Source organism: Streptomyces sp. NBC_01214, assembly GCF_026340975.1.
Lineage (GTDB): Bacteria > Actinomycetota > Actinomycetes > Streptomycetales > Streptomycetaceae > Streptomyces.
Genome location: NZ_JAPEOS010000002.1, coordinates 2,390,332 through 2,416,033, shown reverse-complemented (window position 1 = coordinate 2,416,033; position 25,702 = coordinate 2,390,332). Strand labels below are relative to the sequence as shown.

22 protein-coding genes are annotated in these 25,702 nt (G+C 72.3%); 8 read left to right on the top strand and 14 right to left on the bottom strand.

The genetic code is table 11. The features are described from left to right. Positions 1-20: 20 nt before the first annotated feature. The 3 genes from OG594_RS35455 to OG594_RS35445 form a co-directional block, all read right to left on the bottom strand. Positions 21-2,471, bottom strand: a complete 2,451-nt coding sequence (locus OG594_RS35455; RefSeq protein ID WP_266606475.1) for a Tex family protein — start codon at positions 2,469-2,471, stop codon at positions 21-23. A 93-nt stretch (positions 2,472-2,564) separates the two neighbouring features. Beyond that, complete coding sequence (locus OG594_RS35450) at positions 2,565-3,428, bottom strand: hypothetical protein (RefSeq protein ID WP_266606474.1); 864 nt, start codon at positions 3,426-3,428, stop codon at positions 2,565-2,567. A gap of 59 nt (positions 3,429-3,487) precedes the next feature. Further along, positions 3,488-3,868, bottom strand: coding sequence for a winged helix-turn-helix domain-containing protein (locus OG594_RS35445; RefSeq protein WP_266606698.1), 381 nt, complete (start codon positions 3,866-3,868; stop codon positions 3,488-3,490). A gap of 108 nt (positions 3,869-3,976) precedes the next feature. Between OG594_RS35445 and OG594_RS35440 the strand changes: the two genes are divergently transcribed. Further along, a complete protein-coding gene (locus OG594_RS35440; protein ID WP_266606473.1) occupies positions 3,977-4,612 on the top strand; it encodes a LysE family translocator in 636 nt (211 codons plus the stop codon). A gap of 132 nt (positions 4,613-4,744) precedes the next feature. Further along, a complete protein-coding gene (locus OG594_RS35435; RefSeq protein ID WP_266606472.1) occupies positions 4,745-6,292 on the top strand; it encodes a M1 family metallopeptidase in 1,548 nt (515 codons plus the stop codon). Positions 6,293-6,381: 89 nt separating this feature from the next. On the opposite strand, the gene OG594_RS35430 is transcribed toward OG594_RS35435, so the two are convergent. Then, the gene (locus OG594_RS35430) at positions 6,382-7,278 is read right to left on the bottom strand and encodes an oxygenase MpaB family protein (protein WP_266606471.1); all 897 of its coding nucleotides are present in this window, start codon (positions 7,276-7,278) and stop codon (positions 6,382-6,384) included. Positions 7,279-7,408: 130 nt separating this feature from the next. On the opposite strand from OG594_RS35430, the gene sph reads away from it, so the two are divergent. Further along, complete coding sequence (gene sph, locus OG594_RS35425; RefSeq protein ID WP_266606470.1) at positions 7,409-8,398, top strand: sphingomyelin phosphodiesterase; 990 nt, start codon at positions 7,409-7,411, stop codon at positions 8,396-8,398. Positions 8,399-8,715: 317 nt separating this feature from the next. On the opposite strand, the gene OG594_RS35420 is transcribed toward sph, so the two are convergent. Together OG594_RS35420 and OG594_RS35415 are read right to left on the bottom strand one after the other, a co-directional pair. Beyond that, the gene (locus tag OG594_RS35420) at positions 8,716-9,030 is read right to left on the bottom strand and encodes a 4a-hydroxytetrahydrobiopterin dehydratase (protein WP_266606469.1); all 315 of its coding nucleotides are present in this window, start codon (positions 9,028-9,030) and stop codon (positions 8,716-8,718) included. A 1-nt stretch (position 9,031) separates the two neighbouring features. Continuing rightward, positions 9,032-10,276 (bottom strand): Twin-arginine translocation pathway signal, encoded by a 1,245-nt coding sequence (locus tag OG594_RS35415; protein WP_266606468.1) that lies wholly within the window; start codon positions 10,274-10,276, stop codon positions 9,032-9,034. Between the two features lie 269 nt (positions 10,277-10,545). Between OG594_RS35415 and OG594_RS35410 the strand changes: the two genes are divergently transcribed. Next, positions 10,546-10,872, top strand: coding sequence for a hypothetical protein (locus tag OG594_RS35410; RefSeq protein WP_266606467.1), 327 nt, complete (start codon positions 10,546-10,548; stop codon positions 10,870-10,872). A gap of 23 nt (positions 10,873-10,895) precedes the next feature. Next, a complete protein-coding gene (locus OG594_RS35405; RefSeq protein WP_266606697.1) occupies positions 10,896-11,177 on the top strand; it encodes a hypothetical protein in 282 nt (93 codons plus the stop codon). Positions 11,178-11,244: 67 nt separating this feature from the next. On the opposite strand, the gene OG594_RS35400 is transcribed toward OG594_RS35405, so the two are convergent. Together OG594_RS35400 and OG594_RS35395 are read right to left on the bottom strand one after the other, a co-directional pair. After that, positions 11,245-12,960: a BCCT family transporter gene (locus OG594_RS35400; RefSeq protein WP_266606466.1), complete on the bottom strand. Its 1,716-nt coding sequence runs from the start codon at positions 12,958-12,960 to the stop codon at positions 11,245-11,247. 146 nt (positions 12,961-13,106) lie between these two features. Continuing rightward, entirely contained in the window at positions 13,107-14,960 is a 1,854-nt protein-coding gene (locus OG594_RS35395) for a long-chain fatty acid--CoA ligase (protein WP_266606465.1), read from the bottom strand. An 85-nt stretch (positions 14,961-15,045) separates the two neighbouring features. On the opposite strand from OG594_RS35395, the gene OG594_RS35390 reads away from it, so the two are divergent. Then, complete coding sequence (locus tag OG594_RS35390) at positions 15,046-15,831, top strand: MerR family transcriptional regulator (RefSeq protein WP_266606464.1); 786 nt, start codon at positions 15,046-15,048, stop codon at positions 15,829-15,831. Between the two features lie 10 nt (positions 15,832-15,841). Beyond that, positions 15,842-16,516 carry a 1,4-alpha-glucan branching protein gene (locus tag OG594_RS35385; protein ID WP_266606463.1) on the top strand — a complete coding sequence of 225 codons (675 nt, stop codon included), beginning with the start codon at positions 15,842-15,844 and terminating at the stop codon, positions 16,514-16,516. A gap of 53 nt (positions 16,517-16,569) precedes the next feature. On the opposite strand, the gene OG594_RS35380 is transcribed toward OG594_RS35385, so the two are convergent. The 5 genes from OG594_RS35380 to OG594_RS35360 all read right to left on the bottom strand — a co-directional run bounded on the left by OG594_RS35380 (position 16,570) and on the right by OG594_RS35360 (position 23,430). Next, entirely contained in the window at positions 16,570-18,741 is a 2,172-nt protein-coding gene (locus OG594_RS35380; protein WP_266606462.1) for a 3-hydroxyacyl-CoA dehydrogenase NAD-binding domain-containing protein, read from the bottom strand. 51 nt (positions 18,742-18,792) lie between these two features. Continuing rightward, positions 18,793-20,007, bottom strand: a complete 1,215-nt coding sequence (locus OG594_RS35375; protein WP_266606461.1) for an acetyl-CoA C-acetyltransferase — start codon at positions 20,005-20,007, stop codon at positions 18,793-18,795. Positions 20,008-20,101: 94 nt separating this feature from the next. After that, positions 20,102-21,244, bottom strand: coding sequence for an acyl-CoA dehydrogenase family protein (locus tag OG594_RS35370; RefSeq protein ID WP_266606460.1), 1,143 nt, complete (start codon positions 21,242-21,244; stop codon positions 20,102-20,104). Positions 21,245-21,253: 9 nt separating this feature from the next. After that, on the bottom strand, positions 21,254-22,279 hold the full coding sequence (locus OG594_RS35365; RefSeq protein ID WP_266606459.1) for an LLM class F420-dependent oxidoreductase: 1,026 nt from the start codon (positions 22,277-22,279) through the stop codon (positions 21,254-21,256). Beyond that, a complete protein-coding gene (locus OG594_RS35360; RefSeq protein WP_266606458.1) occupies positions 22,279-23,430 on the bottom strand; it encodes a CaiB/BaiF CoA-transferase family protein in 1,152 nt (383 codons plus the stop codon). The genes OG594_RS35365 and OG594_RS35360 overlap by 1 nt, the downstream gene beginning before the upstream one ends. Before the next feature lie 269 nt (positions 23,431-23,699). Here OG594_RS35360 and OG594_RS35355 point away from each other — a divergent pair, with 269 nt between their 5' ends. Continuing rightward, a complete protein-coding gene (locus tag OG594_RS35355) occupies positions 23,700-24,899 on the top strand; it encodes a trans-acting enoyl reductase family protein (protein ID WP_266606457.1) in 1,200 nt (399 codons plus the stop codon). Positions 24,900-25,017: 118 nt separating this feature from the next. On the opposite strand, the gene OG594_RS35350 is transcribed toward OG594_RS35355, so the two are convergent. Then, positions 25,018-25,695, bottom strand: a complete 678-nt coding sequence (locus OG594_RS35350) for an endonuclease V (protein WP_266606456.1) — start codon at positions 25,693-25,695, stop codon at positions 25,018-25,020. Between the last annotated feature and the right edge of the window lie 7 nt (positions 25,696-25,702).

Sequence of the window (25,702 nt, the reverse complement as noted above, 5' to 3'; positions counted from 1 at the left end):
CAAGACACCCTTGACGGCTCCTACTTCTTGCGGCGCTCCTCGGGGGCGGTGAGGCCCGCGCGGCGCAGGGCGTCGGCCATCGCGCTGTTGGCGGGGGCGGGGGCGCTGCCGCCGCCCTGCCGGCGGCCCTGGCCGCGCTCGCCCTGACCGCGCTCGCCCTGGCCCTGGTTGCGGCCACCCTCGCGGCCACCGGACCCGCCGCGCTGCTGCGGCGGACGGCCACCGCCGCCTCCGCCGCCACCGCCGCCGCGCCGGTCCTCGCGCTGCCGCGGAGCACCCGCGCCGCGCTCCGCCCCGGCCTCGTCCTCCAGCCGCAGGGTCAGCGAGATCCGCTTGCGCGGGATGTCCACGTCCATGACCTTCACACGGACGATGTCGCCCGGCTTGACCACGTCCCGGGGGTCCTTGACGAAGGTCTTCGACAGCGCCGAGACGTGCGCCAGACCGTCCTGGTGGACGCCGATGTCGATGAAGGCGCCGAAGGCGGCCACGTTGGTGACCACGCCCTCCAGGATCATGCCGGGGGCCAGGTCGCCGATCTTCTCGACGCCCTCCTTGAACGTGGCCGTCTTGAAGGCGGGGCGCGGGTCGCGGCCCGGCTTCTCCAGCTCGCGCAGGATGTCCGTGACGGTGGGCAGGCCGAAGGCCTCGGTGACGAACTGCTCGGGACGCAACGAGCGCAGCACGCCCGAGTTGCCGATCAGGGCCGCCACCTCGCTGCCCGCCGTCTTGGCCATGCCCCGGACCACCGGATAGGCCTCGGGGTGCACGCTGGAGAAGTCCAGCGGGTCGTCCCCGCCGCGGATCCGCAGGAAGCCCGCGCACTGCTCGTACGCCTTCGGGCCGAGCCGGGCCACGTCCTTGAGCCCCTTGCGGCTACGGAAGGGGCCGTTGGCGTCGCGGTGGGCCACGATGTTCTCGGCGAGGCCGCCGCTGATGCCCGAGACCCGCGAAAGCAGCGGCGCGGAGGCGGTGTTGACGTCCACCCCGACGCCGTTCACACAGTCCTCGACGACCGCGTCGAGCGAGCGCGAGAGCTTCACCTCGGACAGGTCGTGCTGGTACTGGCCGACGCCGATCGACTTCGGGTCGATCTTGACCAGCTCGGCGAGCGGGTCCTGCAGGCGGCGGGCGATGGAGACGGCGCCGCGCAGCGACACGTCCATGCCGGGGAGTTCCTGAGAGGCGAAGGCCGAGGCCGAGTACACGGAGGCGCCGGCCTCCGAGACCATCACCTTGGTGAGCCCCAGCTCGGGGTGGCGCGTGATGAGGTCCCCGGCGAGCTTGTCGGTCTCGCGGGAGGCCGTGCCGTTGCCGATGGCGACCAGCTCGACCGCGTGCTCCTTCGCGAGGCGGGCCAGCTTGGCGAGGGACTCGTCCCACTTGTTGGCGGGCACGTGCGGGTAGATCACGTCCGTGGCAACGACCTTGCCGGTGGCGTCCACGACGGCGACCTTCACGCCGGTACGGAAGCCCGGGTCCAGGCCGAGCGTCGCCCGGGTGCCGGCGGGAGCCGCGAGCAGCAGGTCGCGCAGGTTCGATGCGAAGACCCGCACCGCCTCGTCCTCGGCGGCCTGGCGCAGCCGCATCCGCAGGTCGATGCCGAGGTGCACCTGGATCTTCGTGCGCCAGGCCCAGCGGACGGTGTCGGCCAGCCACTTGTCGCCGGGGCGGCCGCGGTCGTTCACCCCGAAGCGGCGGGCGATCATGCCCTCGTACGTGGACGGGCCGGGCTCCTCGCGGGGCTCCTCCGGCTCCAGGGTGAGGTCGAGGACGTCCTCCTTCTCGCCGCGCAGCATGGCGAGGACGCGGTGCGAGGGCAGCGCGGTGAACGGCTCGGCGAAGTCGAAGTAGTCGGCGAACTTGGCGCCCGCCTCCTCCTTGCCCTCGCGGACCTTCGCCGCGAGCCGGCCCCGGCCCCACATGCGCTCGCGCAGTTCACCGATCAGGTCGGCGTCCTCGCCGAACCGCTCGGTGAGGATGGCCCGGGCGCCCTCGAGGGCGGCCGCCGGGTCGGCTACGCCCTTGTCGGCGTCGACGAACGCGGCCGCGGCCGCGGCCGGTTCCACCGACGGGTCGGCCAGCAGGCCCTCGGCGAGCGGCTCCAGACCGGCCTCGCGGGCGATCTGCGCCTTGGTGCGCCGCTTGGGCTTGAAGGGCAGGTAGATGTCCTCCAACCGGGCCTTGGTGTCGGCCGCGGCGATCCGCGCCGCCAGTTCGTCGGTGAGCTTGCCCTGCTCCCGTACGGAGTCCAGGACCGCCGCACGGCGGTCCTCCAGCTCCCGCAGGTACCGCAGCCGCTCCTCTAGGGTGCGCAGCTGGGCGTCGTCGAGCATCTCGGTCGCTTCCTTGCGGTAGCGCGCGATGAACGGCACGGTGGAGCCGCCGTCGAGCAGCTCGACGGCGGCCTTGACCTGCCGCTCCCGTACGCCGAGCTCCTCGGCGATCCTGCCTTCGATGGACGTCGTCACGATCGGGTCCCGCCTGCCTTCGTTTGCACTGGAAGGCTGCCAATTGTGGCAGGTGGCGGTGGCGGACGGCGGGAACCCTGCCCGTTCCGCCGGTCAGGCCCGGCCGAAGAGGTCGCGCGGGAAGGCCCCGGCGCCGATCGCCTTCGTGACGAAGGCGCCGCCGAGTTCGGCGAGGCGGGCCAGCCCCTCCTCGCCCAGGTGCTCGTACGGGGCGGCGTCGAGGCGGTCGGTGTCCGCCTCCAGGCGCTCGCGCACGGCCTTGCCCTCGTCGGTGAGCCCGCCGTCGGCGTCGAGGATGCCGCGCGCACGCAGCCGCTCGGTCGCAGCGTCCAGGTCGGACTGCTCCCAGCCGCGGATGGCCTTGATCCACTTCGCGGTCATGCCGCGGCCGGTGGCGGTGTGGCTGACCAGGGCCTCCACCGGGTCCAGGCCCGCGAGGAGCAGGGCGGCGAGGTGGCCGTCGCCGCGGTGCTCGCGCAGCAGGGTGGTGGCGTGCCACAGGCGCAGGTGCGGGGCCTCGGGCACGGGGAGGTCGGCGTGGGCGGCGTAGAGCGTGCGGGCGTGCCGGGTGCAGCCCTCGGTGGCGAGCATGGCCAGGTCGGCGGCCTCGGCCAGCTCGGCCGATTCCACGGTCTCGGTGCCCAGGAGCCGGCGCAGGGTGCTGTCGGCGGCCCGCAGGCGGGCGGCGAGGACCTGCTCGGGCGTGGCGGTGCCCCAGACGGCGGGCAAGTGCCGGGTGAGCAGGTCGTGGCGGTAGTTGTAGAAGGTGGCGGTGACCGTGCCGGGGCCTACGGCGCCCATCGCGGCGGAACGGCTCGCGAGGTTGACGGCGACCGGGTCCGTGACTCCGAGGGCCGCGAGCTCCTTGGCGAGGTCCGGCGAGAAGTAGATCGTCGCGTGCAGCGGGTTGATCGCAGCATGCCAACAGCGACGGGCGGCGAGCGGGGGAAGCGTCATGCCGGGAGGTTACCGACTGTTCGGTATGTCGGGTAGGGCCGGGGCCCGTGGCGCGGGTCTCACCTTGCGGACGGCGGGCCCCCGTACGCCGCCCAGGCCCGGGAGGGCCGGGCCACCAGCTCCACCAGCCGCGGCTCGGGCAGCGTGAACGGGAGCCGGACGTACGCGTCGTGGTCGCCCGAGGGGCCGGTCGCAGCCCCGGGGACCAGCTCGACGCCGTGCCGGAGCGCGACCCGGGCGAAGACAGCGGCGCCCGCGCCGCGCAGTTCGTCGTAGGCGGCGACCACGGTGGCCCGGCTGACGCCCAGGGCCGCGGCGAGGGGCCGCTCGGCGGGCAGCCCGTCGCCGGGCGCGAGGTCGCCCGTACGGACCGCACCGCGCAGGGCTGCGGCGAGGCGCCGGTACGGCGGGCCCGGACCGGCGAGCCGGCCGCCGAGCACCGCGTCCGGCTCGGCCGGCGACCAGGTGTGCGACGCGGAACGGTCCACTTCCCCCTCCATCGGGCCGCGGCTCTCACCCCTCCCCCCGGCCCCGACCAGCCTCGGCGCATGCCCCTCAGCACCCTCCTCGCCTTCGTCGCCGCCGCATCGGCGCTCGTCCTCCTCCCCGGCCCGAACACGGTCCTGATCGTCACCCGCGCCGCCGCCCAGGGCCGCCGCGCGGGACTGGCCACCGCCGCGGGGGTGGAGAGCGCCACCGTGGTGCACATCGCCGTCGCCGTGTCGGAGGGCGCGGAGCTGGTGTTGCGCTCCCCGGCCGCGTACCTGGTGCTCACCCACGCGGGCGCGGCCCACCTGGTCCTCCTGGGCGTACGGGCCCTGCGCGCCGGCCCGTTCCTGCCCGCCGTTGGGGAGGCGGCGCCCGCGCGGTGGGGCCGCGCCCACCTCGACGGCGTGCTGGCCAACCTCCTCATTCCCAAGGTGACCCTCTTCTTCCTGGCCTTCCTCCCACGGTTCGTCCGGCCGGATTCGGCCGATCCGCACGCCCTGATGTGGCTGCTGGGCATGGTGTTCCTCGCCCTCGGGGCCCTCCTCGACATCGGCTACGCCTGCACCGGCGGGGCCCTGAGCCGGTGGTTGCGCCGCAGGCCACGGGTCCTGGCCCGGCAGCACTGGGTCGTCGGCGGGCTCCATCTGGCGCTCGGTGCCCCCGACGCCGCCGCGGCGCCGCCCGTCGGCCCGTGACGGCCGAATGGCGATCGTGTGACAGCAGGGGCCATGGACATGACCTGGCGCTCACGGGTGAATACGGTCGAGCGACAAGGCCTTGGACCACTCTGTGAACCGATCTGTCTCCCCTACCACTTGGAGCCATTCGTGCACCGCAAAGTCATCGCCCCGAGCGTGCTCGCCGCTTCCCTCCTGCTGGTGATCCCGGCGTCGGCGGCGGGTTCGGGTTCGGGCGCCCCGGGTATCGGCGATCCCTACTACCCGGCCAGCGGCAACGGCGGATACGACGTGTCGCACTACGACCTGCGCCTGCAGTACCAGCCGAAGACGGACCTGCTGGAAGGCACGGCCACCCTGCTGGCCACCGCCAAGCAGGACCTGTCCCGCTTCAACCTGGACTTCGGCCTCCAGGTCAGCGAGATCCGGGTCAACGGGGTCAAGGCGAAGTTCGCCACGTCCGGCTCCCACGAGCTGGAGGTCACCCCGGCGAAGCCGCTCGCGCGCAACACCCCGCTGTCCGTCGTCGTCAAGTACGCCGGGAAGCCCTCCGAGCTGAAGGTGGACGGCTGGACGGCCTGGCAGCGCACCCCCGACGGCGCGGTCGCGGCACAGGAGCCCGACTCGGCGGTCTGGTGGTTCCCGAGCAACGACCACCCGCTGGACAAGGCCACCTTCGACGTCTCGATCAACGTGCCCGACGGCACCCAGGCGATCAGCAACGGCGTGCTGCAGTCCCAGACCTCGCGGCTCGGCTGGACCCGGTACAACTGGCGTTCCAACAAGCCGCAGGCGACCTACCTGGCCACCCTCGCCGTCGGCAAGTTCGACATCACCACCGACAAGACGGCGAGCGGGCTGCCGATCCTCAACGCGTACAGCAAGGACCTCGGTGACAACGCGGGCGCGGCCCGCGCGAGCGTGGAGCGGACCGGCGAGGTCACCGAGTGGCTGGAGGGGGTCTTCGGGCCGTACCCCTTCAACGCGCTCGGCGGCTACGTGCCGAACGTGACCGCCGGTTTCGCCCTGGAGACCCAGACGCGGCCCTTCTACGGCCCGGCCCAGTTCCGCAACGGCGCCAACGTCTCGGTGGTCGTGCACGAGCTGGCGCACCAGTGGTACGGCGACAGCGTGTCCGTCGAGGGCTGGAAGGACATCTGGATCAACGAGGGCTTCGCCCGCTACAGCCAGTGGCTGTGGTCGGAGAAGGAGGGCGAGGGCACGGCGCAGGAGCTGGCCGACTGGGCCTACGCCCTGCGCCCGGCCGAGGACGCGTTCTGGCAGGTCAAGCCGGGTGACCCGGGCCCGGAGAACCAGTTCCACGGGGCCGTCTACGACCGCGGCGCCATCGCCCTGCAGGCGCTGCGCAACGAGATCGGCGACGAGAAGTTCTTCGAGATCCTGAAGGGCTGGCCGACCGAGCGGGCCTACGGCAACGCCAAGGTCGGGGACTTCGTCCGGTACGCCGAGAAGGTCTCGAAGAAGCCCCTCGCCCAGCTCTTCGAGACCTGGCTCTACACCCCGGGCAAGCCGGCGGCCTCGGCCCTCAACCCGTCGGCGGCGGGGCCTTCGGCCCGCTCGCCGCAGCAGGCCGCCCCGGCGAAGCCCGCCGCGGAGCCCAAGTCCTGGAAGAAGATCGCGGAGACCAACACGATCCACGACACCGAGCACGGCTCCGGGCCCGGCCACCGGCACTGAGCCGGCGTCGGCCCCGCGCACCGCAACCGTGCCCCGCAACCGCGCACGGGCTCCCGCTTCCGGCGGGGGCCCGTGCGCCCCGGGGCCCGTCAGCGGCCTCCCGCGTGCCAGGCGGCCCGCGCCCGGTAGGCGATCGGCAGGTACCGCAGCCGCTCCGGCAGCAGCGGTACGAGGATCCGTACGGCCGTGCTGAACCGCCGGAGCGTGCGCTCCTGGGCCGGGCTCCACTCCAGCCCGATCGCGGCGCGGGCCTCGGGCGGCATGTAGCCGACGGTGACGAAGGCCCGCAGGCGCAGGAACGCGGCCCGCAGCACCGGCCAGGTGAGCCGCAGGAGCAGGCGCACGGCGGGCGAGCCGGCCTCCGGCCGGGGCAGCCGCACTTCGGTGGAGATCAGCTCGCGGGCGACCGCGGTGGGCTCGATCTCCTCGGCCAGCATCCGGCCCCAGTAGGTCCAGTACTCCTCGATGCTCTGCGGCATGTCCCGGTCGTGCAGACCGAGGATCCGTCCCACCTGGAGCCACTCCTGGTAGAGCTGCCGTTCCTGGGCGGGGGTGAAGCGGCGCAGCAGGTAGCGCCCGGCGTACAGGTAGACCGGGAAGCCGGTGGCGTGGACCCAGGCGTAGCAGGCGGGGTCGAGGGAGTGGTAGCGGCGGCCGCGGGTGTCGGTGCCCTGGATGTCCTTGTGCAGGCGGCGCACCCGGCGGCCCTCCTCCGCCGCCCCCTCCCCGCCGTACACCCACAGCTGGACCGAACGCAGGGAGCGCTCTCCGCGGCCCCAGGGGTCGGTGCGGAAGACGGAGTACTCGTCGACACCGGCCGCGATCGCGGGGTGGGCGACCTGCATGGTGAAGGCGGCGGGCAGCATCAGCAGGGCCCTGACGTCACCGGCGATGGTCCACAGCACGCCACCGGGCGGGGGCGGCTCGGGGTCGGTGCGGCGCGTGGCCGCAGGTCCGGCGGGGTGTGCGGAGTCCGTCTTCGTCATACGACAAGTATGCGAGCACCGGACGGCCGTCTCACGGACAGAAAGCCTCTGCACGGGTGTTACCCAGAGGTAACTGCTGCTGCTTGTATGACGGCGTCGATCTTCCCCCGCAGGAATGATGGAGACCTTCATGCTGCTTTCCTCGCCCCGCTCGCGTCGCGCCGCCGCCACGGCCGTCGCGGCGGTCGCCGCGGGCGCGCTGGCCGCCGCCACCGCGCCGGCCGCCTCGGCCGCGGAGACCGCCGCCGCCCCGCGGCTCAGCGTCCTGTCGTACAACGTGTTCCTGATGAGCAAGAACCTGTACCCGAACTGGGGCCAGGACCACCGGGCCGCCGAGATCCCCAAGACCTCCTTCTACAAGGGCCACGACGTGGTCGTGCTCCAGGAGGCCTTCGACAACAGCTCCTCGGACGCGCTGAAGGCGAACTCCGCCGCGCAGTACCCGTACCAGACCCCGGTCGTCGGCCGCAGCAAGAGCGGCTGGGACGCCACGGGCGGGGCGTACTCCGCCACGACCCCGGAGGACGGCGGGGTCACGATCCTCAGCAAGTGGCCGATCGTCCGCAAGGAGCAGGTCGTCTACAAGGACGCCTGCGGCGCCGACTGGTGGTCGAACAAGGGCTTCGCCTACGTCGTCCTGAACGTGAACGGCACCAAGGTGCACGTGGTCGGCACGCACGCGCAGTCCACCGACCCCGGCTGCGGCGCGGGCGAGGCCGCGGAGATGCGTGCCCGTCAGTTCCGTGCCGTGGACGCCTTCTTGGACGGGAAGAACATCCCGGCGAACGAGCAGGTCATCGTGGCGGGCGACCTCAACGTCGACTCGCGCACGCCCGAGTACGCGAGCCTGCTCGCCAACGCCGACCTGGCGGACTCCGACAGCCGCACGGGCCACCCGTACTCCTTCGACACCGCACTGAACACGATAGCCAACTACCGCTACCCGACCGACCCGCGCGAGGACCTGGACTACGTCCTCTACCGCAAGGGCAACGCCCGCCCGGCGGGCTGGGAGAACAACGTGGTGAAGGAGCAGTCGGCGCCCTGGACGGTCTCCAGCTGGGGCACCTCCTACACCTACACCAACCTCTCCGACCACTACCCGCTGATCGGCCGCTAGGCCTGTCGTCGCCGGCCCGTAACTGATCGAGAACCTCCATTGCGCTGCCACTCAACGGCACCTGGACCACCAACCCGCTCGCCTTCAGCCACGGGTGCCACCATCAAGGTGAACTGCGGGTTGAGCGCGCCGCGGCTCCGGTACACGAACATGCTCAGCGGCCAATCGTCCCCGCGCGCCTCACTCGGCCTCACCCGGCAGTCAACGAGGATCATCAACAGCGGCTGGGCCAGCCAGTGGTACGGCGTCTCCTGAACAGCACAACGCCCCCTTCCGGCCCTTCGGGGTCGGGAGGGGGCGCTTTCGTGCGTCCGGGCTCAGTCCAGCGGGAGGGCCCGGTGTGCAGCAACGATCGCGTCGATGCGGTGCGCAAGGTCGAAGTCAGCCCGCGTCAGTCGGTTGCCCGCGTCGTGCGTCGTGATCGAGGCACGCAGGTGGTCGATACGGAGGTCGAGGTCGGCGTGATGCTGGATGCGCCGGGACCGGTCTGCGATGGTGACGATCGCGGCCACCGCGGCGTGGTAGCGGATCTCGTACGTCCGGGTGATCGCATCGCCCTCCTGTACCCAGCCCGGCAGCTTCTCCAGGCCTTCGGCGATCTCCTCGTGCGTCAACGGATTCGGTACACCCATGTCAGCTCCCCTCGTTCACGGGTGCCAGAACCTCCGCGAGGTCCCGACCTACCGGGGCATCGTGCCACGGCCGCATGGCCCGCTCCAGGCCCCGCAGTTCACGCAGCATGCGGGCCGACCGGGTCTCGGCCGCGATATCGGCGGCCGCGCGGGCGATCTCGACGGCTTGTTCCGGCTGGCGGGCGCCGGCCGCCGCGGTGGCGTGCCGGGCGAGGTACACGCCGCGGTCCCGGCGGGCCGTCGCGGGTACCTCGTCGAGGACCTGCGACCACAGATGCTCGGCCTCCCGGCCGAGGCCGAGCCGCCCGTAACAGGTGGCCCGTTGCACCTCGAGGTAGCCGGGGGTGCGGCGGCAGGCGTTGCCCCAGGGCAGGTCGTCGTCGACGCGGCCGAGGAGCTCTGCGGCGTCGTCGATGAGCCGGTCGACGGCCGTACGGTCGCCTGTGAGGCTGGCGCCGTGGGCCTGCTGCTGCATCGCCATGATCCGCACCTTCGGGAACAGGCGGTCGTCGTCGAGGGCGGCTTCGCACAGGTCGATGACGCCGTGGCCGTCGCCGAGGTCGGTCCGCACGTGGGCGAGGTTGACGAGGCCGTAGCCGATGAGGTGCGGGTCCTGGGACCTGGCCGCTATTTCCTGCGTGATCCCCCGCCAGAACGCGGCCACGCCGAGGTCGCCGGCGTCTTGGTAGAGCCAGCCGACGAGCGCCGCGTACGCGGCTCCGACGCGCAGCAGCCCGCGCCGGGTCTCGCCCTGTGCGGACCGGACGAGCTTGTCGATGAGCTGGTACTGGGCAGACACGGTGCCGATGAGGTCGTGCGGCCCGAGGAACATGTCGGCCCGGTAGTGGCCCTCCAACTGCTGCTGGAAGTAGTCGATGAGCGCGGGGTCGACGTGCTGCCTGGCGGTAGGGCCGGGCAGGAGCGCGGCCGCGGTGACGTTGACGAAGGTCCTGCGGTTCACGTCTTCCCCTTGGTGTGCCTCGGGGCGGATCCAGCCGGCGGGTGCCGTGAATCCCAGCTCCTCGGGCCACCGTCCGAGCGCGTCGTGCAGCACGGTCGCGGTCTCTTCCGGCGGCCAGCCGGGTGCACCGCCTTCCCACCGGCGCCACGTGCGCGCGCTGACGGTGAAATGGGCGTCGTCGAGGAACCGTTGGCCGTGCGCCTGTAGCGCGCCGGCGGCCTGTTCGATGCTGCGCCACCCGACCCGGAGTCGGGCGGCCCTGAGCGCGTCGTTTCGGGGGCTCATGGCCCCAGTGTGAGGTGTCATCGCGTCTGTCCCCGGCCGTGGCCGCTACGTGGCCACCGATGGCCATGCGATGGCCTATCTGCCCATCTGCACGCCCGCCCATCATCCTCCTATGACGACGAGCGGCGCAGACGAACAGCACCGCAGAACAGGCGTGTTGCCGGAACTGTGGCCGGGGCCCAGTGCTGAGCTGGTGGCTCGTGCGGCTGTCGGCTGGGAGCGGTTCCTTCGCTCCGCGGCAAAGCTGCCTTCTCCCTGCCGACGACTTCATGATCGTCACGGCTACTCTCGCCCGCCAGCACCCCGAGCTGGGCTGGGTCGCCGCAGAGCAGCGGGTGGTCGAGGCCTTGAAGTTCGTCGCCACGGTCGCACACAGCGCCGCCACCGATCTGGCCCCCTCCGGCCCGGTCGATGCCGGCTGGCACGCCCTGATCTCTTGCACCGTGACCTACGCCGAACTGTGCGCGCGGTTGGGTACGGTCGTCCACCACCACCCCGAGGTCACCGGGGCGGCAACTCCCGCACCCGGCTGGTTGGACCGCACCACGGCCGCGATCGAGGCCGCCGGGTACGACATCGCCACGGACCTGTGGTGATCACCACCGAGTACGTGACGTCGATGACCGACGTCGTCGTCTGTGAAGCCTGCTGGGTCGAACTGGTCGAAGCCGTTCGCACGACGGCACACGGTCACGGCCGGGACCTGCTGTGCATCCCCTGCGCCGAGGCCGGCTACCCGACCCGCGTCGACCTGTTCCCCCCGCTCGGAATCTACGGACTCAACGGAAGGAAGCTGAAGATGGGTAAGCACGGCTCCGGAAGCCCGAAGCTGCCGCCGGATCCCGGCCCGCCGCTGCCGGCTCCGCCGCCCACCCCTACACCCGGCCGCCCGCCGGTGTAGGGCCATGAGACTGCCCCGGCCGGCAATCCCCCCGTCGGCCGGAGCTACTCGCGGACCGGCACCGTCGTCAGCGCCGGCCGTCGAGTGGCGGGGACGCGGAGGACGGCTCGGCCGCGTCGGCCTCCGGATCGCCGGACGGGCCGATGCGGATCTCGAATTCGCCGCCGTACTCCTCGTGGCCCGCAGCCACGGCCCCGGCCACGGCTTCCTCGCCCCGTTCGCCCTGGATGATCAGCGGGTCCCGGCGCAGGTCCCGCATGAGTGCCACGCACATACCGATCATGACCAGGGTGAACGGTGCCGCCACGAGGATCGTCAGGTTCTGCAGTCCGGCGAGCGCGTCGCCCTCGCCGTTGCCGATGAGCAGCATGATGGCCGCGACGGCGCCGGTGACCACTCCCCAGAAGACGACCACCAGTCGGGACGGTTCGAGGACGCCCTTCTGTGAGAGCGTGCCCATCACGATGGAGGCGGCGTCCGCGCCGGAGACGAAGAAGATCGCGACGAGGATCATGACCAGCAGGCTCATCACGGTGGCGGCGGGGAACTGCTGGAGCAGCCCGAAGAGCTGTCCCTCGGGGGTGCTCTCGCGGGGGAGGTCGCCGCTCTCCTGGAGCTTCATGGCCGTGCCGCCGAAGACGCAGAACCACAGCAGGCTGACCGTGCTCGGTACGAGGATGACGCCGCCGATGAACTGCCGGATGGTGCGGCCGCGGCTGATCCGGGCGATGAACATGCCGACGAACGGGGTCCAGGAGATCCACCAGGCCCAGTAGAAGACCGTCCAGCTGCCGAGCCAGTCGGCGACCTCGCCGGCGCCGGTGGCCTCGGTACGGCCGACGAGCTGGGGGAGATCGCCGAGGTAGGCGCCCAGGGACGTGGGCAGGAGGTCGAGCACGATGATGGTCGGCCCGGCGATGAACACGAAGACGACGAGCACCAGGGCGAGCACCATGTTGATGTTCGACAGCCACTGGATGCCCCGCTCCACGCCGGAGACCGCGGAGGCCACGAAGGCGACGGTCAGGACGGCGATGACGGCCACGAGGAGTCCCGTGCCGACCGAATCCATCCACCCCAGCTCGCGGATGCCGCTGCCGATCTGGAGGGCCCCGAGGCCGAGCGAGGCGGCGGAACCGAAGAGGGTGGCGAAGATCGCCACGATGTCGATGACCCGGCCGGCCCCGCCGTGGGCGTGCCGGGCGCCGATCAGCGGCTCGAACACGGCACTGATCGTCTGGCGACGGTCGCGACGGAAGGTGCTGTAGGCGATGGCGAGCCCGACGACCGCGTAGATGGCCCACGGGTGGAGCGTCCAGTGGAACAGGGTGGTGGCCATCGCCGTCTGCATCCGCTCGGCCGAGTCGACCGGATGCGTGCCGGGCGGGGGCGTCCCGTAGTGCGCCAAGGGCTCGCTGACGCCGTAGAACATGAGCCCGATGCCCATGCCGGCGCTGAACATCATGGCGACCCACGAGACGGTGCGGAACTCCGGGACCTCGTCCTCACGACCGAGTCGGATCCGGCCGTAGCGGCTGACCGCCAGCCAGAGGGCGAAGACGACGAAGCCGCTGGCAGCGAGCATGAAGGCCCAGCCGCAGTTGTGGATGAGCCCTTCGAGCAGGCTGCTCGACACGCTCTCCAGCGAATCCGTCGCCACGGCGCCCCAGAGGACGAACGCGAGGGTCAGGCCCGCGGTGACCCCGAACACCACCTTGTCCGTGCGGGAAGGCTGATCGGCCGGCAACGGAGCCCCCTTCCCCGAAGGGCTGGAACCGCACATCGTGACATAGCATCATGTGATTCACATTTAAGCCCATGTCGACCGATGAGGGCCGCAGCCGCAGGACAGCCGCGCGGCGGCTCTCAGCTCCTCCGCTCCCCGGTGCGGTGAGCGCGGATCCGGCCCACCGCACCGGTGCGCCCGGGCTACACCGTCTCGTACGGCTCCTCGTACGGCTCCTCGTACAGGCCGTCGATCAGTGCGCCGTACTTGTCGCGGACCACCTGGCGGCGGAGCTTGAGCGAGGGGGTGAGCTCCCCGGTCTCGGGGCCCCACTCCTCGGTCAGCAGCCGGTACCGCTTGATCTGCTCGGTCCGGTTGAGCCGGGCGTTGGCCGCCTCCACCGCGCGGGCGATCTCCTCCCGGACGGCGGGGTGCGCGGCGAGCTCGGCCGGGGAGGTCGCCTCGACGCCCCGGGCGGCGGCCCAGACCGGGGCCAGCTCGGGGTCCAGGACCAGCAGGGCGACGAGGTAGGAGCGGCCGTCGCCGTGCACCAGGGCCTGGCCGATCAGCGGGTGCTCCTTGACCGTGTTCTCCACCAGGGCGGGCGAGACGTTCTTGCCGTTCGAGGTGATGATCAGTTCCTTCTTGCGGTCGGTCAGCCAGAGGAACCCGTCCTCGTCGACCCGGCCGATGTCCCCCGTCGCGAACCAGCCCTCGGGGTCGGCCGCGCTCTCCACCGAGCCGTCCGGCCGCAGATAGCCGCCGAAGACGGTCGAACCGCGCGTGAGGATCTCCCCGTCCTCGGCCAGCCTCAGCTCCAGCCCCTCGATCGGGCGGCCCACCGAGCCGAGCCGGAAGCCGTCCGGGCTGTTGACCGTGCACACGCCCGAGGTCTCGGTGAGCCCCCAGGCGTCCATGATCGTGATGCCCCAACCGGCCCAGAAGCGGATCACTTCGATCGGCATCGGCGCACTGGCGCTGGCCGTCCACATCAGCCGGTCCATGCCCGCCAGCCCCAGCAGCGGGTCCAGCACCTGCTCCTTGGCCCGGGCGTACGAGGCTTCGAGCGCGGCCGGCACCTCCTCGCCGCGCTCCCGGTGGGCGGCCCGGGCGCGGGCCAGGTCGTTGGCCGCCTCGATGGCCGCGCGCTGCCCCTCGGGGAGCTGCGCGAGGACCGCGCGGACCGAGGCGGCGAGCTTCTCCCACACCCGGGGCACGCCGAAGAACTGCACCGGGTGCAGCTCGCGGACCGCCCCCGAGACGGCGGCGGGGTCGGCGCACAGCCGTACGTGCGAGGCCCGCAGCAGGGGCAGGTAGATGCCGAGGACCCGCTCGGCAATGTGCGCGAAGGGCAGGTAGCAGATGTGCTCGGCGTGCTCGGGCAGGTCCACGTGCCGGTCGACGCGGATCGCCTGGAGCATGAGGTTGCGGTGGGTCAGCCGCACGCCCTTCGGGTCGCCGGTGGTGCCCGAGGTGTAGACGACGGTCAGCGGGTCCTCGGGGCGCGTCTCCTGCCAGGCCTTCTCGAAGTCGTCGGAGCGGTGGAGCCGGGCCCCGCCGGAGTACAGGGAGCCGTAGGTGGAGTGCCCGCCGGCCTCGGCGGCCTCGGCCACGACGAGACGCTCCAGGGGCAGGCCCGGGTCGGCCAGCAGCGGCTCCCACCGCACGAGTTCGCGGGCGCCCTCGACGACGGCGACCCGGGCCCGGCTGTGCCGGGCGATGTGGGCGAACTGCTCGGGGGCGGAGGTCCCGTACACGGTGACGGGCACGGCGCCGAGGTGGACGAGGGCGAGGTCGCTGAGCCAGTGCTCGGGTCGGTTGCCCATCACCATCAGCACGTGTTCGCCGCGCTCGACGCCGAGGGCGGCGTATCCGGAGGCGAGGACGGCGACCTTGCGGCGCACCTCGCTCCAGGTGAGGGTCGTCCACTCGGCGGCGTCGGGGCCGGCCCGCCAGGAGAGGGCGGGCAGCTCCCCGTGCTCGGCGGCGTTGCGGGCCAGCAGGGCCGGCAGGGTGACCTCTTCAGGTCGTCCGGGCAGTCTCAGATTCGTGGGCATGGGCAGCTCCTCGCCGTTTCACATCGTTGGTGCGACAGCAATACTGTTGAACCCAAGCTGTGGAGCAGAGAGCGAGGCGCAGACGATGGCCGACCAGGCACCCGAGCCGATGCTCACCGTCGACGAGCTGGCGGCCAGGGCGGGCGTCACCGTGCGCACCGTTCGTTTCTACAGCACCCGCGGGCTTTTGCCCCCTCCCGTGATCGGCCCTCGTCGGGTGGGGCACTACGGGCCGGAACACCTGTCCCGGCTGGCACTGATCGAGGAGCTGCAGCACCAGGGCATGACCCTGTCCGCCATCGAGCGCTATCTGGACGCGCTGCCCGACGACCTGAGCGCCCATGACCTGGCCATCCACCGGGCGATGGTGGCCAGTTGGGCTCCGGACGCGGCCCAGGATGTGTCGCGGGAGGAGCTGGAGAAGCGGGCGGGGCGGAGCCTGTCGGACACCGATGTCCGGCGGTTGACGGCGATGAACGTGCTCGCCGCCTCGGGGGACGGGTTCCGGGTGGACGTGGGGCTGCTGCGGCTCGGGGTCGCGCTGCTCGACGTACCGATCGCCCACGAGACGATCCTGGCGGCGCGCCGGGTGCTGATGGAGCACACCAGGTCGGCGGCGCACGAGCTGACGGCCCTGTTCCGGGACGAGGTGTGGGGGCCGTTCACGGAGGGCGAGAGCGATCCGGAGCGGGTGGAGTCGATGAAGGCGCTGTCGGCGCACATGCAGCCCATGGTGGTCCAGGCGCTGGTGACGGCCTTCCAGCGGTCGCTACGGGAGGAACTGCGGGCGGCGTTCGCCTCGGAACCGGAGGCGGAAGCCGAGGCGGAAGCCGGGTCGCGCGACCGGTCGACGCTCCTGCCGCCCGGGTAGTTTGTGGATCATGGCTGTCATTCACCGCACCACCATGTCGCCCGGCAAGCTCGAACTCCTGGCCGGCTGGCTGCCCCGCCGCCCCTGGTACCGGGGCGGCACGGGTACCCCGCAGCTCGCCAAGGCCGGCGGTTTCCGGCTCGACGACCCCGAGGGCGAGGTGGGCATCGAGTTCATGGTGGTCACCGACGCCGCCGGGGACGGGCCGGTGACCTACCTGGTCCCGCTGACCTACCGCGGGGCCCCGCTCGAGGGGGCCGGGGACGGCCTCATCGGCACCTCCGAGCACGGTGTGCTGGGCCGTCGCTGGATCTACGACGGGACCCACGACGTCGTCCTGGTCGAGCAGTTGCTGGCCCTGCTGGCGGGCCGCACGACGGCCCAGGACCAGAACGAGAGCGGCGTCCCCGACCCGACGGTCGAGGTCCTTACCGAGGGGGCCGGGGTGCCGCAGGGCCTGACCGGCCCCGGGACCGTGACGGACACCGCCGACGCGAGCCTCGTCACCATCGGCCCGGCGGGTCAGGAAGGCCCGGTGGCGACCCTGACCGTGCCCCGCGTGCTGCACGACGGTCCCGTCCCCGCCGGGGACGGCGCACCGGGACGGATCCTGGCCGGCTGGTCCGCCCCGGACGGCGCCCGCCAGCACGGGCTGTTCGCCCACCTGGCCGCGTTCGCGGGCTGACCGGAAGGACACCCCCGGGCCCGCTCACGGGCGGGCCCGGGGGTGCCGCGCGGTCAGTCCGCGTAGGTCTCGCCGCGCTCCGACTTCGCGACCAGCGAGGCCGGCGGGATGAAGCGCTCGCCGTACTGGTCGGCGAGCTCGCGGGCACGGGCCACGAAACCGGGCAGGCCACCCTCGTAGCCGTTGATGTACTGGATCACGCCGCCCGTCCAGGCCGGGAAGCCGATGCCCATGATGGAGCCGATGTTGGCGTCGGCGATCGAGGTGAGCACGCCCTCGTCGAGGCAGCGGACGGTGTCCAGGGCCTCCGAGAAGAGCATCCGCTCCTTCATGTCCTCGAACGGGATCTCGTACCCCGGCTTGGCGAAGTGCTCGCGCAGGCCCGGCCAGATGCGGGCGCGCTTGCCCGCCTCGTCGTACTCGTAGAAGCCGGCCCCGCCGCTGCGGCCGGGGCGGCCGAACTCGTCCACCATGCGGTCGATGACCGCGTCGGCGGGGTGCTCGGTCCACGCCTTGCCCTCGGCCTCGAAGGCCTTGCGGGTCTCGTTGCGGATCTTGCGCGGCAGGGTGAGGGTGAGCTCGTCCATCAGCGAGAGCACCTTGGCCGGGTAACCGGCCTGGGCGGCGGCCTGCTCGATCGAGGCGGGCTCGACGCCCTCGCCGATCATCGCGACGCCCTCGTTGATGAACTGGCCGATGACGCGGGAGGTGAAGAAGCCGCGCGAGTCGTTGACCACGATCGGGGTCTTGTTGATCTGGCGGACCAGGTCGAAGGCGCGGGCGATGGCCTCGTCGCCGGTCCGCTCCCCCTTGATGATCTCCACCAGCGGCATCTTGTCCACGGGCGAGAAGAAGTGCAGTCCGATGAAGTCGACCGGCCGCGCAACCCCTTCCGCGAGGCCCGTGATGGGCAGCGTGGAGGTGTTGGAGCACAGCAGCGCGTCCGGCTCGATGACGTCCTGGATCTCCTGGAACACCTTGTGCTTGAGGGAGGTGTCCTCGAAGACGGCCTCGATGACGGCGTCGCAGCCCGCGAGGTCGGCGGCGTCGGCGGTCGGGGTGATCCGGGCGAGCAGTTCGGCGCGCCCCGCCTCGGTGGTCCGGCCCCGGGAGAGCGCCTTGTCGAGCAGCTTCTCGGAGTACGCCTTGCCCTTGGCGGCGGCCTCGGCGGTGACGTCCTTCAGCACCACCTCGATGCCCGCGCGGGCGCAGGAGTAGGCGATGCCCGCGCCCATCATCCCGGCGCCGAGGACGGCGACCTTGCGCACCGTGCGGGGCTCCACGCCCTGCGGGCGGCTGCGGCCCGCGTTGACGGCCTGGAGGTCGAAGAAGAACGCCTGGATCATGTTCTTGGCGGTCTGACCGGTGACCAGCTCGGTGAAGTAGCGGGCCTCGATGGTCAGCGCGGTCTCGAAGTCCACCTGGGAGCCCTCGACGGCGCAGGCCAGGATGTTGCGCGGGGCCGGGTACGGGGCCCCGTTCAGCTGCTTCTTCAGGTTGGCCGGGAAGGCCGGGAGGTTGGCGGCGAACCGCGGGTTGGACGGCGTACCGCCCGGGATCTTGTAGCCGGGTACGTCCCAGGGCTGCTTCGACTCGGGGTTCGCGTCGATGAAGGCGCGGGCCTTGGCCAGCATCTCCTCGGGGGTGGCGGCCAGTTCGTGCACCAAACCGTTGTCCAGGGCGCGCTGCGGGGTGTACTGGGTCCCTTGCAGCAGCACCTTGAGCAGCGCGTCGGCGATGCCCATCAGGCGCACGGTACGGGTGACACCGCCACCAGCGGGGAGCAGGCCGAGGGTGACCTCGGGCAGGCCGATCTTGGAGCCCGGCGCGTCGAGGGCGACGCGGTGGTGGGAGGCGAGGGCGATCTCGTAACCGCCGCCGAGGGCCGCGCCGTTGATGGCGGCGACGACGGGCTTGCCGAGGGTCTCGATCCGGCGCAGGGAGCGCTTGATCTCGGTGCCGGTGTCGAAGGCGATCTGCGCGTGCTCGGGGCGCAGTTGGATCACGTCCTTGAGGTCGCCGCCCGCGAAGAAGGTCTTCTTGGCGGAGGTGTAGATGATGCCGCGGATGGAGTCCTGCTCGGCCTCGGCGCGGTCGGCGATCGCCGCGATGGAGTCCTTGAAGGCCTGGTTCATCGTGTTGGCGGACTGGCCCGGGTCATCGAGGATCAGGGTGACGACGCCGGTCTCGTCCTGTTCCCAGCGGATCGTGGTGGACTCGCTCATGGTCACTGCTTTCGTTTCGGAAGGTCCGGTGGGCAGGGGGAACAGGGCTGATCAGAGGCGTTCGACGATGGTGGCGACGCCCATGCCGCCGCCGACGCAGAGGGTGACGAGCCCGTAGCGCTTGTCCTGGCGTTCCAGCTCGTCGACGATCGTGCCGAGGATCATCGCGCCGGTGGCGCCGAGCGGGTGGCCGAGCGCGATGGCGCCGCCGTTGACGTTGACCTGGTCGAGGGACAGGCCCATGTCCTTGACGAAGCGCAGGACGACGCCCGCGAAGGCCTCGTTGATCTCGACGAGGTCGATGTCGTCGATGGTCAGTCCGGCCTTGGCGAGGGCCTTGCGGGTGGCGGGGGCGGGGCCGGTGAGCATGATGGTGGGCTCGGAGCCGGAGACGGCCGCCGAGACGATCCGGGCGCGCGGGGTCAGGCCGTTCCGCTCCCCCGCCTCGCGGGAGCCGATGGCGACGAGCGAGGCGCCGTCGACGATGCCGGAGGAGTTGCCCGCGTGGTGGACGTGGTCGATCTTCTCGACCCAGTGGTACTTCTGGAGCGCGACCGCGTCGAAACCGCCGAGCTCGCCGATGTCCGCGAACGAGGGCTTCAGCTTGGCGAGGGTGTCGGCGGTGGTGCCGGGGCGGACGAACTCGTCGTGGTCCAGGACGATCAGGCCGTTGCGGTCGGTGACCGGGACCACGGACTTCGCGAAGCGGCCGTCCTTGATGGCCGCGGCGGCGCGCTCCTGGGAGAGGGCCGCGTACTCGTCGACGTCGCGCCGGGAGAAGCCCTCGATGGTGGCGATCAGGTCGGCGCCGATGCCCTGCGGGACGAAGCCGGTGTCCCAGTTGGTCATCGGGTCGGCGAACCAGGCACCGCCGTCGGAGGCCATGGGGACGCGGGACATGGACTCCACGCCGCCCGCGAGGACCAGGTCCTCCCAGCCGGAGCGGACCTTCGCGGCGGCCAGGTTGACGGCCTCCAGGCCCGAGGCGCAGAAGCGGTTCTCCTGGACGCCGGCCACCGTGTCCGGGAGCCCGGCGGCGATGGCCGCGATCCGGGCGATGTCGGAGCCCTGGTCGCCGACGGGACCGACGACGCCGAGCACGATGTCGTCGATGGTGGCGGGGTCCAGGCCGGGGTTGCGCTCGCGCAGGGCGTCGATGAGTCCGACGACCAGGTCGATCGGCTTGGTGCCGTGCAGGGCGCCATTGGCCTTGCCGCGGCCGCGCGGGGTGCGGATCGCGTCGTATACGTAAGCTTCGGTGCTCACTGGTCAAGCCTTTCGGAGGTGTCCACGGGGGAGGTGTCCAAGGGGGAGTTCTCCACGGGGGAGGTGTCCACGCGGAAGGTGTCCACGGGGAAGGTCAGCCGAGCAGCGAACGGCCGATGATCTCCTTCATGATCTCGGTCGTGCCGCCGTAGATGGTCTGGATGCGGCCGTCGGTGAAGGCCCGGGCCACCCGGTATTCGGTCATGTAGCCGTAGCCGCCGTGGAGTTGCAGGCACCGGTCGGCGACGCGCTTCTGCAGCTCGGTGGCCCACCACTTGGCCATCGAGGCGTGTACGTGGTCCAGTTCGCCGTTCGAGTGGTCCGTGATGCAGCGGTCGAGGAAGGTCCGGGTGACGGCGACCTCGGTGGCCATCTCCGCTATCTCGAACCGGATGTGCTGCAGCTTGGCCAGCGGACGGCCGAAGGCCTCGCGCTCCTTGACGTACTGGGTGGTGATCTCCAGCAGGTGCTCGGCGGCGGCGATGCCGGCCATCGCGATGCCCATCCGCTCCTGCGCGAGATTGGTCATCAGGTGGACGAAGGCGCCGTTCAGCTCGCCGAGCAGGTTCTCCTTCGGGACGCGCACGTCGTTGAAGAACAGCTCGGCGGTGTCCTGGGACTTCTGGCCGATCTTGTCGAGGTTGCGGCCGCGCTCGAAGCCCTCCGCGCCGCGCTCGACGACCAGCAGCGACAGGCCGTGCGCCCCGCCCTCGGGGGTGGTCTTGGCGACCACGATCACCAGGTCGGCGAGGATGCCGTTGGAGATGAAGGTCTTGGAGCCGTTCAGCACCCAGTGGTCGCCGCGGTCCTCGGCGGTGGTCCGGATCCCCTGGAGGTCGGAGCCCGCGCCCGGCTCCGTCATCGCGATGGCGGTGATGGTCTCGCCGGAACAGAAGCCGGGCAGCCAGCGGCGCTTCTGCTCCTCGGTGGCGAGCGAGGTCAGGTAGGGCCCGATGATGTCGTTGTGCAGGCCGATGGCCAGGCCGGGGGCGCCCGCGCGGGTGAACTCCTCGGCGATCACGGCGGCGTAGCGGAAGTCGGTGTTCCCGCCGCCGCCGTACTCCTCCGGCACGGCGAGGCCCAGCAGCCCCTGCCGGCCCGCGGCGCGCCAGGCCTCGCGGCTGACGATGCCGTCTTTCTCCCACTGCTCGTAGTGCGGCAGCACCTCCTTGCTGAGGAAGGTGCGCACGGTCTCGCGGAACGCCTCGTGGTCGGCGTCGAAGATGCGTCGTTGCATCGGGGCCCCCTAGAGCCAGCTCTTGACGGTTTCGATCAGCTTGGCCGGGTCGGGGCCGACCGGTGTGACGTTGAGCATGGTGACGCCCGCCTCGCGGAAGGCCTCGACGCGCTCGCGCACGTAGCCCTCGGGCCCGCACAGCGTCATCAGCTCGCAGAACTCGTCCGGGACGGCGGCAGCGGCGTCCCGCTTGCGCCCGGCGAGGTACAGCTCCTGGATCCGGCGGGCCTCTTCCTCGTACCCGTAGGCGACGGCCAGGTCGTTGTAGAAGTTCTTGCCGACCGCGCCCATCCCGCCGACGTACAGGGCGATCTGCGGGCGCGCGAGGTCCCGTGCGGCGGCCGCGTCCGGGCCGATGGCGAGCAGGCCGCCCGCGACGGTCTGGAGCGGGCCGAGGTCCGGCGACCGCTTGGCCGCCCCCTCGGCGAGCGGACCGCCCCACACCGCGGCGGTCTTCTCCGGGATGAAGAGCGTGGGCAGCCAGCCGTCCGCGATCTCGGCGGTCAGCCGGACGTTGGCCGGGCCGAGCGAGGCGATGTAGACGGGGATCTCGGGGCGGACCGGGCGGGTGAGGATCTTCAGCGGCTTGCCGAGCCCGCTGCCCCGCTCCGGCGGCAGCGGCATGTCGGTGATGCCGTGGTGGTCGATCGTCTCGCGGCGCCAGATGCGCCGGCACAGCTCGACCGTCTCGCGCGTGCGGCCGAGCGGCTTGTCGTACGGCTTCCCGTGCCAGCCCTCGACGACCTGCGGGCCGGAGGCGCCGAGCCCGAGCAGCGCTCGGCCGCCCGAGATCGCGTCCAGGCCGGCGGCCGTCTGGGCGATGAGGCCGGGGGTGCGCGAGTAGACGTTGAGGATGGCCGAGCCGATCTTCAGCCGCTCGGTGCGGGCGGCGAGGTAGCCCATGATCGTCGGGGAGTCGAAGCCCCAGGCCTCGGCCACCCACACGGCGTCGAGCCCGGCGGACTCCAGCGCGGCGGCCTCGTCGGCGGCCCGGCGCGGGTCCCCGGCGTAGTCGAGCATCATCGACAGTTTCATCAGGCCTCTTTCGGGAGCAGGGCCGGTACGTCCCAGTCGGCGGCCACCGACTCGGTGTCCGCGCCGGGCAGGGCGGGTTCGGAGGTCACGCGGGTCGGGGTCGCGGAGAACCGCGGAGCGGGCGCGGGCTGGACGATCCCGGCGTACTCGGTGAAGGTCCCGCGGGCGGCGAGGTGCGGGTGGTCCGGGGCCTCGCGCAGCGACAGCACCGGAGCCACGCAGGCGTCGGTGCCCTCGAAGACCGCCGTCCACTCCTCGCGCGTACGGGTCCGGAAGCGCGCGGCGACGGCCTCCCGCAGCTCGCCCCAGCGGGCGACGTCCTTGCGGGCCGGCGCCCGGTCCCCGATGCCGAGGAGCTCCGTGAAGGTGTCGTAGAACTGCTGCTCCAGCGCGCCGACCGCCATGTACTGGCCGTCGGAGGTCTCGTAGGTGCCGTAGAAGGGACAGCCGCCGTCGAGGAGGTTGGCCCCGCGGCGGTCCTGCCAGCCGCCCGCCGCCATCATTCCGTGGATCATGGCGGTGAGGTGGGCGGTGCCGTCGACGATGGCCGCGTCGACGACCTGGCCGGAGCCGGTGGCGCGGGCGTGGTGCAGGGCGGCGAGGACCCCGATGACCAGGTAGAGCGAGCCGCCCGCGTAGTCGCCGACCAGGTTGGCGGGCACGGCCGGCGGCTCTCCCGGCTTCCCGATCATGCCGAGGGCGCCGGTGACGGCGATGTACGCGATGTCGTGCCCGGCGGTCTCGGCGAGCGGGCCGTCCTGGCCCCAGCCGGTCATCCGACCGTAGACGAGCTGCGGATTGCGGGCGTGGCACGCGGCCGGTCCGACCCCGAGGCGCTCGGCCACCCCGGGCCGGAGCCCCTCGACGAGCACGTCGGCCCGCTCGACCAGGTCCAGGACGCGGGCGGGCCCGTCGGCGGACTTGAGGTCGACCAGGACCGACCGTTTGCCGCGGTTGGTGATGTCGTAGGCCGGATCGACCGCGAGCCCTCCGCCGCCGGGCCGGTCCACGCGCACGACGTCGGCGCCCAGGTCGGCGAGGAGCATGGCGGCGAACGGTCCGGGGCCGATGCCCGCCAGTTCGACGACGCGCACCCCGGAAAGCGGGCCGGGCCCGCTCGCGTCCCGGTTCCCGTTCCCTGTCACTGCCATCGGGCCCCCAGCGGCTCTGGTGTGCATGGTGTGCGTGGTGTGCGGCTATGTGACACAACTGATGTAACACCAGTGATGCTAGGAACGTGTTCCATCGAACACAAGCCCCCGGGCGGGGCTCCCGGCGGATCGTGCCGCCCCGGAGTGTCCGGCTCCGCACGATCGGGCGGGGCGCCGTTCTCCGCTGACCGGCGCGCCGTACCCGCTCGCGCTGACGGTCGAGCACCACGCTAGCCTCGGCCACCGAAACCCCCTGGGAGGAGCCGTTCATGAACGCAACTGTCCCGCACGACCGGCCGGAACGCGCCTATGACGTCGTACTGTTCGGCGCCACCGGGTTCGTGGGCGCGCTCACCGCCGAGTACCTCGCCGCGCACGCGCCCGCCGGCTGCCGGTGGGCGCTGGCCGGCCGGGACACCGCGAAGCTGGAGCGGCTGCGCGAACGGCTGGCTTCGATCGATCCGGCATGTGCGCGGCTGCCGCTGTTGCGGGCCGACGCCCAGGACCCCGCGGCCGTACGCGAGCTGGCCGCGTCCACCCGGGTGCTGGCCACGACGGTGGGCCCGTACGTCTGGTACGGGGCGGAGCTCGTGGCCGCCTGCGCCGGGGCGGGCACGGACTACGTGGACCTCACCGGGGAGCCGGAGTTCGTGGACCGCATGTACGTCGAGCACGACGCACGGGCCCGGGAGACCGGGGCGCGGATCGTGCACGCCTGCGGCTTCGACTCGATCCCCGCCGACCTCGGGGCGTACTTCACGGTCCGGCAGCTGCCGCAGGGGGTCCCGCTGGCGGTCGACGGGTTCATGCGGTCCAACGCCTTCTTCTCCGGCGGCACCCTGGCCTCGGCGCTGACCGCGCTGAGCCGCGGCCCCCAGACCCTGGCGGCCGCGCACGCCCGCCGGCTGCACGAACCCCGCCTGCTGGGGCGGCGGGCGCGCGGGCCGGTGGGGGCGCCGCGGTTCAGCCGGGAGACCGGGACCTGGGCGCTGCCGCTGCCCACGCTGGACCCCCGGATCGTGGCCCGGTCGGCGGCCGCGCTGGAGCGGTACGGCCCGGACTTCCGCTACCGGCACTACGCCTCCGTCAAGCACCTGCCCGTCGCGGTGGGCGGTACGGCGGCGCTGGGCGCGGCGGTGGCCCTGGCGCAGGTGCCGCCGGCCCGGCGGTGGCTGATGGACCGCTGGGAGCCGGGCCGGGGGCCGGACGCGGAGCGCCGCGCGCGCAGCTGGTTCAGCGTGCGGTTCGTGGGCGAGGGCGGCGGCCGGCGCGTGCTCACCGAGGTGGCGGGCGGCGACCCCGGCTACGGCGAGACGGCGAAGATGCTGGCCGAGTCGGCGCTCTGCCTGGCCCACGACGCCCTACCGGAGGCGGCCGGGCAGCTGACGACGGCCGTGGCGATGGGCGACGCCCTGATCGCCCGCCTCCAGAAGGCGGGGATCACCTTCCGGGTGGCGGACACCCGCTGACCGGCGTGACCGCCGACCGGCCGGCCCGACCGCCGGCGGGACCGCTGACCAGCGGGCCGACCGGGCAGGGTTCACCGGCCGGGGCCGACCGGCCGGGCGGGTGCACCGGCCGGGTGCGTCAGGAGGCCTCCCGCAACGCCCTGCGGCACAGGGAGTCGGCGTGCCGGGTGGTCTCGGGGATCCGGAAGCGGGGGCTCAGGGCCAGGGCGTGCGCGCAGGCGTTGTCCAGCGAGACCCGGTGCCCTACGGAGACGTAGACGGGCTTGATCCCGTCCTGCGTGCGCAGCGCCCGCCCGACCTCGGCCCCGTCGGCCGCGAGCAGTGCGGCGGCGTCGCCCCGCCGGGCGCCCGGTTCCTCGTAGGTGAAGGTGAACGGATTCTTCGCGACGCCGATGGTCGGGAGCCCGGTGACCACCCCGAGGTGGCAGGCGAGGCCGAAGCCGCGGGGGTGCGCGAGGCCGTAACCGTCGCAGACGACGAGGCCGGGCTCGGTCTTCAGGGAGTCGAGGGCGGCCAGTACGGTCGGCAGCTCGCGGAAGGCGAGCAGCCCGGGCACGTAGGGGAAGCTGACGCGCCCGACGGCGGTGGCCTCCTCGACGACCTCCAGGGTGGCGGCGTCGAGCACCACGGCCGCGGCGGCGACCAGGTCGCGCCCGTCGTCGTAGGCGACGTCCACTCCGGCGACGAGGCCGCGGCCGGGTGGCGGGCCGGGCTCGGTGAGCACGACCTGATGGCGTAGTTCGTCCTGTATCGCCCGGGCCTCGGCCTCGTCGGCGGGGGTCTTCACACTCGTCATGATGCAG